Source organism: Bacillus sp. UNC69MF (genome assembly GCF_000746035.1).
Taxonomy (GTDB): Bacteria; Bacillota; Bacilli; order Bacillales; family Bacillaceae; genus Bacillus; species Bacillus velezensis.
The window spans coordinates 335,339-348,991 of record NZ_JQKM01000004.1 but is presented as its reverse complement, the minus strand read 5'-3'; the positions used below and the strand labels follow the sequence as shown (position 1 = coordinate 348,991).

Below are 13,653 nucleotides of genomic sequence, written 5' to 3'. Positions count from 1 at the left end.
GGCGTGATCGCTGACAATTACATTCTGAACCAGACAGAAAACGAACGGAAGACCGTCATGGCGCCGAAGGTGAAAGGGCTTATCAATCTTGATGAAGCAGCGAAAGATGTGCGGCTGGATTTTTTCATTCTGTTTTCTTCCTTGGCTGGAGGTATGGGAAATCCGGGGCAGGCCGGTTATGCGGCAGCCAACGCATTTATGGATGTTTATGCAGCCCGCCGGAACCGTCTCGTGCGGGACAACGAGCGGAGCGGGAAGACCCTCTCCGTCAACTGGCCGCTTTGGGAAGAAGGCGGTATGCGCGTGGACAAAGAGACCGAACGGCTGATGTACGAACAGACCGGAATGAAAGCCATGCGATCAGCCTCAGGCATCCAAGCACTGTACGCCGCTTTTGCCTCCGGAGAACATCAGGTCATGGTGGCAGAAGGCGACGAAAAACGGATCCGCAGCCATATTTTCGATCTGGGCGAAGAACAAAGCGCCGCCGGACAAGCTCCGGCAGTGGCAGATGCAAGAGATCTGAAAGATCAGGTTCAAGAGAAACTAAAGCGGCATGTATCAGATCTTTTAAAGGTAAGCATGAAAGATATTGAGGCTGACAGCGAACTGACGGAATACGGATTTGATTCGATCATCTTCACTGAATTTACCAATCTATTAAATCGGTCTTATCAGCTTGAGCTCAGCCCGACTATCTTCTTTGAATTTCCGACATTGCGCAAACTGAGCGGCCATTTGATATCTGAATGGAAAGAAGCATTCAGCGGCTTAGAAAGAGAGAGTTTAAAAACCGCTCCAAAAGCCGGAATAAGAAAAGCTGAAGCTCCGGCGGCCGTTCATGTCAAGCGGGAAACGCCCGTATCCGTAAAAGGAAAATCAGAAGAAAAAACCGAACCGATAGCCATTATCGGAATCAGCGGTATTTTTCCGCAGGCGAAAGACATAGATGAATTCTGGACACGTTTACAAAAAGGAGAGCATTGCATCACAGAAATTCCCCGAGATCGCTGGGATTGGCGCGAATATTACGGCGATCCGGCAGCGGATGCAAATAAAACGTCAATTAAATGGGGCGGTTTCATAGATGGAATCGCCGGGTTTGACCCGCTGTTTTTCGGGATATCTCCGAAAGAAGCTGAAATGATGGATCCTCAGCAGCGTCTATTAATGATGTATGTGTGGAAAGCCATTGAAGACGCGGGGTACTCAGCAAAACGGATTGCCGGAACAAAAACCGGCATTTTCACCGGCACACTGGGAAGCGGATATCAAACTTTAATCAATAAGGCGGGTCTTCCTGTCGAGGGGTATACGATGACCGGAATCGTGCCGTCCGTCGGGCCGAACCGGATGAGTTATTTTCTTGATATCCACGGGCCGAGCGAGCCGGTAGAAACCGCTTGTTCAAGCTCTTTAGTCGCCATTCACCGCGCGGTAAAAGCCATTGAAACGGGAGATTGTGATATGGCGGTCGCAGGGGGCGTCAACACGATCGTCACGCCTGAAGGGCATATCGGTTTTCAAAAAGCAGGCATGCTCAGTGAAGACGGGCGCTGCAAAACATTTTCCGATCAGGCTGACGGTTATGTCAGAGGAGAGGGCGCCGGCATGATTGTCTTGAAAAAGCTTTCAGAGGCTGAGCGTGACAGGGATCACATCTACGGCCTCATCCGCGGTACAGCGGAAAATCACGGCGGACGCTCAGCGTCACTTACCGCGCCGAATCCGCAGGCTCAGACGGATGTGCTGAAAAGCGCTCATCAAAAAGCCGGTATTCACCCGTCAACCATCACTTATATAGAAGCGCACGGAACCGGAACGGCACTCGGAGATCCGATTGAGATCAATGCATTGAAAAAAGCTTTCCAAACAGACGGGGCGCCGGGCGGATATTGCGGGATAGGCTCAGTGAAGACAAATATCGGACATTTGGAGCTCGCAGCAGGTATTGCGGGCGTTATCAAAGTATTGATGCAGCTGAAACATCGGACGCTCGCCAAAAGTCTGCATTGCGAGAACATCAATCCCCATATCAAATTGAAGGACAGCCCGTTTTACATTGTGACAGAAACAAAGGAGTGGGAAGCGCTGCGTGATGAAAACGGCCGGGTCCTGCCCCGCCGGGCGGGTGTTAGCTCATTCGGTTTCGGAGGTGTCAATGCGCATATCGTTATTGAAGAATACATGGGCAGAAGTGAGACGGAACAGCAGGAAACCCGTGAGAAAGCGTCATCTCTTTTTGTTTTGTCGGCTAAAAATGAAGAGCGGCTGAAAGAAAGAGCGCGTCTCCTTCGCGATTTTATCCAAAACGGATCATCCCGCAATATCGATCTTGCAGATGCCGCATACACACTGCAGACCGGACGGGATGCGATGGAAGCGAGGCTGGGAATCATTGCAGGCTCCGCAGAGGAACTGACTGAAAAACTGAACGCGTTTCTGATGGGAAAAAACAGCGAAGATATCATCAGCGGCCGTAAAAAACGCGAGAATAACACGATCTCCATGTTCTCAGACGATAAAGACGCTGCTGACCTCGTCAGCGCCTGGCTTGAGAAAAAGAAATACAGGAAAGTGCTGCGGCTCTGGGCAAACGGATTTGACACAGATTGGGAGCAGCTGTATACGGACAGGAAACCGCGCCGCATCAGCCTGCCCTCCTATCCGTTCAGAGCCGACCGCTATTGGGTGCCGAAACGGGAGCAGCTGCCGCTTTCGAATCAAAAAACAGTATTATTGCAAAAAACATGGGAACCGTGCGAGGCAGTGTCTTCATCCGAGCCGTTCAACAACAAAATAGCGCTCATCGTCTCTGAAGATACAAAAGACCTTGCCGCCGAGGTGAAAAAACAGCTGAATGATGCTGACATTGTGCAGGAAAATCAGCTCATCTCTTTCTTACAGGATCCGAACGCGGCCATCTATTCCGGGTTTATTGACTTCACCGGCTGCGGCTCCCGACAAAAGCGGCAGGACATCAGCTGGGTGGCATCGCTGCAGCAGCTGATTGAATACGGCCGCGGACAAGAAAACATGAAAATGCTTTATCTTACAAAAGGGCTTGAAGCCTTCAAAAATAAGGCTGCCGTCATGCATGGTATTGAAAAAGCGGGGCTTTATCGCATGCTGCGGCATGAATACAGCCATATTCTCACCTGTCACGCCGATATTGATCCTGAAGGGCCGCTGGAGCAGACAGCCGCTTTTATTAAACAAGAAATTGAATCAGACTTAACGGAGTCTGCTGTTTGCTGCAGGGACGGCATGCGCTTCAGCTATGTTCTTCGGCAGACTGATCAGATTGAACCAGAAGCCGTGCAAACAGACCGGACTGCGTTTCCAAATGACGCCGTCCTGATGATAACCGGAGGAACGCGCGGACTCGGCGCTTTATGCGCCAAGCATTTCGTTTCCGCATACGGTGTGAAGAAACTGCTTCTGACAGGCAGAAAGGAGCTGCCGCCGAAAACCGAGTGGGATCTTGAGCAAACAGACCCTGTCGTTTCGGAAAAAATACAGCTTATCCGGCAGCTGGAATCACAAGGCGTAAAAGTGTGCGTCTCAGCAGTTGATCTGACGGATAAGCAGGCCGTCGGACGGCTTATAAAAGAGGTAACCTCAACGCTCGGACCTGTCGGAGGCATTCTGCATTGCGCGGGAATTGCGGACCGTGAAAACCCTGCTTTTCTCCGTAAATCCAAAGACAGTATTGCGCGGGTGCTCGCGCCGAAAGCAGACGGCCTTCACAGTCTGTATGAGAGTGTAAAGGATGATACGCCGGCATTTTTCGTTCTGTTTTCATCTGTCTCGGCATCCGTCCCGATTCTTGCGGCGGGTCAGAGCGATTATGCGATGGCTAATTCTTATATGGACTATTTTGCAGAAAACAATGAGAGCGGCATCATTAGCATACAATGGCCGGCATGGGATGAGACGGGCATGAGCAGGGATATAAAAAGCGGGATTTATGAGCAAACGGGATTGCTGCGGCACTCTGACGCTGAAGGTCTCAAGATGCTTGATTACATTTTAAGAGAAAGACCCGGAGCTGTCGTGCTGCCGGCACAAGTGAAACATGATTGGGACGCCAAAGCGCTGGAAAATGCCAAGCCAGCCGCCCATAAAGGAATGAGAACAGCTTCCAAACCTCCTGAAACAAAAAAACGGGAACATAACCGGATTGATATTCAATCTTGGCTGAGGTCGCTTTTGGCAAAAGAGCTGAGTATCGATGAAACGCATATGGATATCGATGTGCCTTTTCAGGAATACGGAATGGATTCTATCTTTCTGGCGCAAGTGCTGACAAAGATCGATCAAAAACTGCCGTCCGTTTCAATTGATCCGACTGTCCTTCTGGAACACCCTACCATAGAACAGCTCGCGGATTATTTAGCCGTACATTGTCCGGAAGCTTTTTCGGCAGATGCAACAGTTCCCGCGGAGAAGGTCCCTTTGCAGAAGACGCCGAAACGGAGCAAAAAAACGGCAGATAACCCCGGGAAACGGGGAAAGGTTGCGATCATCGGCATGGCCTGTCATTTTCCGAAAGCGGGGGATATAAAAGAATTTTGGAAGAATCTCCGCAGCGGAACGGATGCCGTCACTGAAGTTCCGCCGGACAGATGGAGTGCCGGGGAACACTATCAGCCGGGTGAATATCAAGAAGGAAAAAGCATCAGTAAATGGGGCGGTTTTATTCACGATATTGATCAATTTGACCCGGAGTATTTCAATATTTCAGAAACGCTGGCACCGATGATAGACCCGCTGCAAAGGCAGTGGCTCGAAGTGAGCGCGGAAGCTTTGGCCGATGCCGGTTATCAAAAAGAGGATCTCTGGGGCCGCCGTATCGGCGTTTTTGCCGGTGCAAGGGCAGGTGCGTTCCATCAGAAATTTCAATATTTGCAAAAAGACGCGATTATTGGCGCGGGGCAAAATTTTATTACCGCACACATGGCGCACATTTATAACTTTACAGGGCCCAACCTGGTCGTGGATACGGCCTGCTCCAGTTCGCTTACGGCAATTCATTTGGCCGTGCAGGCTATTCAAAATGGAGAAGCGGAAGCGGCCTTTGCGGGCGGGGTTGACATTTTGCTTGATGAAAAACCTTTTCTCACAATGAGCGCGGCGAGAATCTTATCGCCAAATGGCCGTTCAAAATCTTTCGATGCCGATGCGGACGGAACAGGAATCGGAGAGGGCTGTGGTGTGCTGGTGCTGAAGCCGCTTGAAAAAGCGATAGAAGACGAAGATAAAATATACGGCGTTATTGACGGCTCTGCGATTAATAATGACGGCAGCACAATGGGCGTGACGACGCCGAATCCCCGGGCGCAGCAGGACTTGATTGAGCAGGCGGTTCAGTCAGCGGAAATCGATCCGGACACCATGACATACGTAGAGACGCACGGAACCGGTACATTGATCGGCGACCCGATTGAATTAAAGGGATTAACCAATGTCTTGTCTGCTTATTCCGATGAAAAACAATTTTGCGGTGTAGGAAGCGTCAAAAGCAATATCGGCCACTTGCTGAGTGCGGCGGGCGCGGCGGGAATCATCAAAGTTTTGCTGGCGATTGCCAATGAAGAACTGCCGCCGACTTTGCATTGCCATAAACCGAACCCCCGCTTCCAATTTAAAGATTCTCCGCTTTATCCTGTGCTTGAGCTGAAGCGGTGGAACGGAAAAAAAGAGATACTCAGGGCCGGGGTCAGCGCGTTCGGTTTGGGCGGGAATAACGCCCATATCATTGTCAGCAACGAAGGAATTCCGAAAGAGCGAAAAGCGGCCATGGAACCGAAAGGCGGCCAGACAGTATACCGAAAACAGCGGTATTGGCCTGAAAAAGCACAGTTGTCCGAAGCGGAAGAAAATGAGGCGGGCACAGAAGCAATGTTTGAAATAAGCGAGGTGTGATAGATTGGCAGTTGCCACCGATCAAGTCAAAACGTTCCTGCAGAAAATCAGCCATACGAATTATATCGTCCGGGATCATCGCGTTCATCAAATCCGCGTCCTCCCGGGCGTGACTTTAATAGATATGCTGTATCGGCTCGCCGCCGGGTATCTCGGTGAACGCCCTATAGAATTAAGACAGATTATTTTTAAGCAGCCTGTTGTAACATCTGAAGAGTTTGATAAACACCTGTATGTGACCTTTACGCCGGCGCGTGACAGCTGGAAAGTTGAGATTACTAGCGAAAAAGCAAAAAACGGCACACCGCTTGGCGGAAACCGGGATGAGAATATGGAATGCCAGCTTTATTTGCAAGAAGACACGCCGCGGGCAAAAGAACTGAATATTGAAGCGTTCATGAAAAACGCAAGCCGAAAATGGGACATGCATGACATTTATGGAATTGCAAGAAGAAGCCATATTGAGCATGGCGAGTTTATGAAAAATGAAGGGGCCGTTTATCAGCTTCAGGATAAAGAAGAATTAATGGAGCTTACTCTGAGTGATTTGGCTGAAGGATTCCGGGAGAAATTTAAGGCGCATCCGGCTTTTTTGGATGCGTCCACCCTTGCCGGCTCTTCCTTTGCATTGTCGGCCCAAAAGCAGAATGACACACCTTATATTCCTTTTATGATCAATCGTTTTTGCATGTATCAGCCGTTTCCGAAAACGATTTACACTTATTCTGCGAAAAACAGCCGCACTGAAAGCGGCGTATCAGATAGCGAACCTGATGTGTATTCGGCCGACTTCACGATTTACGACAGGGCAGGGAACGTATTGGCCGAATGTGAGAAACTGACAGTAAAAAGGGTCAGACAAGCGAATATGATTACCCATCTGATAGACAAAGAGAAGCCGCCTCAGCAGAACAGAAGCGGCCGTGGTGAGTCGGAAAATTCTGTGGCCGCAGAAGACGTGTCTGAACAGCAAACGCCGGAACAAAACATGGTGACTTACATAAAGTCGGAAATCGCCAGGCTGGTCAATCGTCCGGCACAGGATATTGATGTGCGGAAAGGCTTTTATGATATGGGGCTTGACTCGGCGCATTTGCTGAAGCTTGTAAAGATATTAGAGCAGACTTTTCAACAGCAGTTTTATCCGACACTGCTTTTTGAATATTCATCTGTCCGCCGCCTTGCGGATTACCTTATCAATGAAGCGGGCTGTGTGCTGAAAGATTCGGCAAAAGAACGGCATACATCAGACGCTGACACTGCTGATGAGGTTCTGTTTTTTGAACCCGCCTGGAAAGATCATCCGCTGGAAACGGCGGTGCAGAACGGGCAAAAACACACCCGTCATCTCATTATCGCTGCCGATGCAGGGCCCCGTCTCACCGGTGAACTCGGCGCACATTGCCCGGAAGCGGAAGTGATAGAACTGAAAAGGGAGCATGAGGCTGCAGATGAGCAGTTTGGAGCAGATGCCGAGCGCATATTTCGTATGCTCAAACGGGAACTGACAGACCATCCGAAAGAACATACATTGATTCAGCTTGTATGCGCCGTTGAGAATGGAGCGGCATTGTCTTCCGCTCTCGGGGCTATGCTGAAAACGGCACATCTGGAAAATCCGGCTCTTCGCACTCAGGTGATCACCTTCTGTGACAAGAATGAGAGATTGCCAAGTGAGACGGCGGCAATGATAAGAACAGAAGCAGACTGCTCTCATGCAGGCTGCACAGATATTCGGTATAAAGGAAATATACGGCAGATCAGATTGTTCGAACGTATTGAGAAACTGGACGGGCAGACACAGTCTCCTTGGAAACAAAACGGCGTATATGTCATTACAGGAGGCCTCGGCGGTCTTGGATTTCTGCTTGCTTGTCACCTTGCAGAAAAAGAAAAGGTGAAGCTCGCACTCATCGGCCGTTCGCCGGAACAGTCTGAGAAGATCAGCAGACTGAAAGCATTGGGCGCAGAAGTTCTTTACGTTCAAGCGGACATCGGCAGCAAAGCCGAAACAGAGCGGGCATTTGCTCAGATTACAGAAACCTTCGGCCGGCTGACGGGTATTTTTCATTGCGCCGGTGTTTTAAAAGATCAATTTATCATCCAAAAAGACAGTTCTGACTTGAAGCGGGTGTTCCTGCCGAAAATCAGCGGCCTGATTCATGCGGACGAAGCTTCACGGAATGAACCGCTTGAATTTTTCGCCGTTTTTTCCTCATTCTCGGCGTTGGCCGGAAATGCCGGCCAGACAGATTATGCCGCAGCGAACGCTTTTATGGATGAATATATGAAATATCGCGATTGCAAAGCGGAAAAAGGCGAACGGACCGGGGCTTCTATAACAATCAACTGGCCGCTTTGGGAAGATGGCGGCATGCAGGTTGACAGCTTGATGAAAGAGATCATGAATGATGCAACTGGCACCAGCCCGCTTCCGGCCGGGGAAGGGATGGCTTCACTTGAATATATGCTGCGACTCGGCAAGCTGCAATCTGTTATTTTATACGGGAAGGAGCCCGCTGTAACTGAAAGCATGGCCCGATTGGTTCCGATGGCAGACAAGAACCGCTCTTCATTATCCCATGCAGCTGTAAAGAGAAGGAGCCGAAAACAAGAGAGACATACAGAAGAGCACGATATTGCGGTAATCGGATTGGCGGGAAGATACCCGCAGGCGGGAAGCATCGAAGAATTTTACCAAAATCTGCGCTCAGGGAAAGACTGCATCACAACAATGCCGAAAGACAGATGGAAAGGTTATCCTTTCTCATATGAAGCAGATCAGTTCTACCGTTACGGAGGATTTTTAGATCGCATAGACAGCTTTGATCCGCTGTTTTTCAATCTGACTCCGCGCCAGGCTGAAATGATGGACCCGCAGGCGCGGCTGTTTTTAGAGACGGCTTGGGAAGCTTGTGAAGATGCCGGTTTTTATCAAGACAGAACGGCGCGCGGGCCATCTTCACAAAAAAGAAAACGCGTCGGGGTATTCGCAGGTGTGTTTTGGAGCCATTATGAGCTGTTCGGCGCTGAAATCACACAGCGGGGCACACCGCTGTCTATGGGCGTGACGCCTGCCTCTGTTCCGAATATCGTGTCTCACTGCCTGAACTTTACAGGGCCGTCAATGGCTGTTGATACGATGTGCTCTTCTTCGCTCACATCCATACATTTGGCATGTGAAAGCATTAAAAGAGGGGAGTGCGAATTCGCCATTGCCGGCGGTGTGAATGCGGTCACACACCCGCATAAATATGCGTTTTTGGCGAATGCCGGATTTCTGTCTTCAGAAGGCGTCTGCAAAAGCTTCGCCGACGGCGGTGACGGTTATGTGCCGGGAGAAGGCGTCGGCGCGGTGTTACTGACAACCGTTCAAGAAGCGGAAAGAATGGGCTGTCCGATATATGGCGTCATAAAAGGCTCCGCTTTAAACCATGTCGGAAAAACATCCGGTTTGACCGTGCCTGATCCGGCATCACAGGCGGAAGTCATTACAGATTCTTTTCAGGGTGCCGGCATTGATCCGGAGACACTGAGCTATATTGAAGCCCACGGAACAGGCACGTCTCTGGGTGATCCGATTGAAATTGAAGGGCTGAGCCGCGCTTTCCGCAAATGGACAAACAAGAAGCGGTTTTGCGCCATCGGCTCTGCCAAATCAAATATCGGCCATTTAGAAGGAGCAGCCGGGATCGCCGGATTAACAAAGGTGCTTTTGCAGCTGAAGCATGGAGAAATCTTTCCGTCATTGCACACGGACACGCTGAATCCCCATATTCCGTTTCCGGACACGCCGTTTTATGTGGCGGACCGGCTGGTAGAATGGGAACGGCCGTCACATCCTGACCAGCCGAGAAGAGCGGGTTTAAGTTCTTTTGGCGCAAGCGGGAGCAATGCCCATTTTGTCATAGAAGAATATCTGCCGCCGCAGGCTGAAAAGAAACCGGTGAGTATACGGGAAGACGAGCCTGTTCTGTTTCTGCTTTCGGCAAAAAATGAAGAACGGCTATTGGAATATGTCAAACGGTATGACCGCTTTTTACGGGAAAAAGAAGTCAACCTTAAAGACCTGGCCTACACGCTTCAAGCTGGCAGAGAAGCGATGCCTGAACGGCTGGCATTTATCGTTACATCCGTTTGCGGCCTGCAAGCGAAACTGAAGGATGTGCTTGAACGGAAAACAGAAATTGAAGGGTGTTTCCGCGGACATGCTCAAAATGATATTTCATCAAGTGGAATGGCCGAGCTGCTGAAAAACAAGCAATATTCCAGATTGCTCACTGAGTGGGCAAAAGGAGCCGCCGTTGACTGGAGCCTGTTATATGAAGGAGAGAAGGCGAAACGGGTCAGCCTTCCTGTATATCCGTTCGCGAAGGAGCGGTATTGGGTGCCTGTGCCTGCGGATATCCAGAAACAGACAGACGAACCGGCGGAAAACCAAAAGATCATTCTTCAAAAAGACTGGAAGCAGCAAGATCCGGCGGAGTCTGAAGCATTATCAGGAACAGTAATGATACTTGCAACTGATAAGACGAGCCGATTGGCCGATGCTCTTTTTAAAGGAAACGGCCATATTGAAACGATCTGCTTCATCCATCAGGCAAAAGACGGCGCCGATTATTACGCCGCCGCATCGGGGCGAAACCTTTACGGCAGAGTGCGGGAGTCTCTTCAAAACAAACAGATACTCGGGGTCGTCGACATAACCGCATATGACGCGGAATATGAACGGCAGGAAGAGATAGAACACGGAAAGCTTGCCTTTTTACAGCAGGCTCTTGAATCATTCCGTCATAGCGGCGCTGTGTTCAGCCAAGTGACACACCGCCTCCAGCCTTTCAAGGAAAGTAAACCTCTGATGCAAGGGGCGAAAACGGCGGGGCTGTACCGGATGCTGGGCGCTGAGTATGCCAACATTCATTCTTTTACGATAGATAGCGATTGTGCGATTGAGCATACAGAAGAATTAAGCAGACAGATTGAGACTGAATTTTTACAGCCGCGGGCCAAAAGCGGCAGTGAATGCTGCTACAGGCTGAATCGCCGTTATGTGCCGTTTCTGAAGCAGGGTATGAATGTTTCGGCGGCGCCTGAGCTTTCCTATTCGTCTGATGATGTGCTGTTAATAACGGGCGGATCGCGCGGAATCGGCGCAATTGCGGCGGAGCATGCCGTTTCACGCGGCTGCAGGAAACTGGTCATCATGGGTCGGGAGCCGCTTCCTGATTCCTCAGAGTGGGCAGACATGAAAAAGGACGGCATTCTCCCGGAAAAAGCCGAGCGGATGCAGAGGTTAGCCGAGCGGGGCGCGGAGATCCGTTATTACAGCGTTTCTCTTACGGATCAAAAGGGGCTCCGGAACATGACGGACGGCATCCGCGGCACGATGGGGCCGATTACCGGCGTTTTTCATTGCGCGGGTGCAATGGGAGAACACCCCGCTTTTTATAACAAAACCGAAACTGAAATCGAAAGCGTTTGCACGCCGAAAGTAACAGGGCTTCGCGGTCTCTTTGAAGCCGTTCAGAATGAGCCGCTGTCGTTTTTTATTTTGTTCTCATCCGTTTCGAGCCTGATCCCTTCGCTTGCTGCGGGGCAAAGTGACTACGCGATGGCTAATTCATTTATGGACTCTTTTGCAAATCATCAAGCAGGTAAAGGAAACGTGTTTGTTAAAGCCGTTCAATGGCCCGTCTGGAAAGAAACCGGCATGGCTGAAGGCCTGCCGGAAACACCTGCTTATCAAAAATCAGGACTTTCCAGGCTGTCTGCCGAAGACGGACTGAAGTTTTTAGATTACATCATTTTAAACGGACAAAGCTGCGGAATTCCTTGTGTTCCCGAAGACAGTGAGGCTGATTTTGGTGATCTTCTGAAGGTGAAGAAATCTGAAGCTCCCATGAAAAAAAGCACTGCCGGTGACCAAAAGGTGAAGGATATGATTCGTCAATGGGTGCGCACCGTTTTCAGCGAAGAACTGAAAATGACGGATGAGCAGATAAAAGATGATATGCCGTTTGATGAATACGGGATTGACTCAATACTCTTTGCGGAATTGGTTCAATCATTGCAAAAACGGATCAGCATTAAGTTAACACCGTCCTTAATGCTTCAATATCAAACGATTACAGAAATGGTTGACTATTTCGCAGCGCATCATGAAGCCGATTTTGTGACAAAAGAAAATGGTTTCGTTCAAGACAGGGACGTAGAGCCTGATTTAACCGCCGCCGCTGAAGAGAGAACATCCACGAAGCCGAAAGCGGATACCGAAGACGATATTGCCGTCGTCGGCATGTCCTGCAGTTTTCCGGGGGCGGGTGGAACGGATGCTTTTTGGGAGCTGCTGATGAAAGGAAACACCGCCATCCGGCCTGTCCCCGCATCGCGCTGGCATGCAACAGCAAATGCAAAGGATTATGCGGGGTGGATTGATGATATCGACATGTTTGATGCGGGATTTTTCGGCATCTCTGAAAAAGACGCGGCAATTATGGACCCGCAGGCGCGGATCATATTAGAAGAAGCGGTTCATTCCGTTTATGATGCCGGGTACGGCCAAAAGGATTTATCGGGCCGGAAAGTCGGCGTGTACATCGGCGGCAGGGCGCAGCCTTCAGCCGGTATGGAACATATCCTGCAGGCGCCTAACCCGATTTTGGGGGCGGGGCAAAACTATTTGGCGGCCAACATTTCACGATTTTTGAATGTCACAGGGCCGAGCCTTGTCGTGGATACAGCATGTTCCTCAGGGCTGATCGGGCTGTCCTTTGCAAAAGACGCCCTTTTGGCCGGAAGGATTGACGCGGCCTTAGTCGGTTCGGTGAGTCTGCTCTTATCTCCGTCCGCGCACCGGTTATTCGGAGCGCGCCATATTTTAAATGAGAACGGCGTGTTTCATATATTCGACCGTGAATCAGCGGGAGAAGTGCTCGGAGAAGGAGCGGGGGCGGTTTTTATCAAACGATTGAGCGATGCGGTGCGGGACGGAGACCGTATTTACGGCGTCATAAAAGCCGTCTCGGTAAACAATGACGGCCGGACGCTCGGTCCCGGTTCACCGAATATAAGAGCGCAGAGAGACGCCATTCAAACTGCGCTTGACATGGCGGAAAAGTCGCCCGAAGACATTGGATATATAGAAGTGAACGGAGGCGGTTCCCCAATCGTTGATTCGGTGGAAATCAAGGCGCTCTCAGATGTCTATCAGCTGAACCGGAAAACGCTTCTGCCCTGCCGGATCGGATCGGTGAAACCGAATGTAGGGCATTTGCTTCTGTCTTCAGGTCTTGCGGGCTTCATCCGTTGTGTGCTGAGCGTCTATCACAAGCGGATTCCGCCTTTCTTATCAGCGCGTGAGCCATTTGAACATTATGACTTTAAAGCGTCGCGTATTCATTTTAATCGTGAACCCGTTGATTGGCATTCAGAGAAGAAACCCCGCGTCGCAGCTCAGAGTTCATTTCCTGACGGCGGGACAAATGCTCATATCCTCGTTGAAGAATACAGAGGTGAAAGGCAGCGGGAACATCACCTGGCGCCTCAGCCGCCGGAATTCAGAAAAAAACACTACCCGCTTTTGGGCGGCTGGAACAGCACGGAGAATGAAGCGGAAAAAACAAGTAATGAAAAAACAGACATTGCGGATCTTTTAAAGAAATATGAGAAAAAAGCAGAGACAAGCACTGCACCTGCAGACTCGTTTTGGCAGGTGACAACGTGACG

2 protein-coding genes are annotated in these 13,653 nt (G+C 50.2%); both read left to right on the top strand.

Annotated features, from left to right (window positions below; translation table 11 throughout):
• On the top strand, window positions 1-5,928 hold a 5,928-nt coding region (locus BR62_RS0106490), incomplete at its 5' end, for a beta-ketoacyl synthase N-terminal-like domain-containing protein (protein WP_156097772.1).
• A gap of 4 nt (window positions 5,929-5,932) precedes the next feature.
• Window positions 5,933-13,651 (top strand): SDR family NAD(P)-dependent oxidoreductase, encoded by a 7,719-nt coding sequence (locus tag BR62_RS0106485; protein ID WP_032870136.1) that lies wholly within the window; start codon window positions 5,933-5,935, stop codon window positions 13,649-13,651.
• Window positions 13,652-13,653 lie beyond the last annotated feature (2 nt).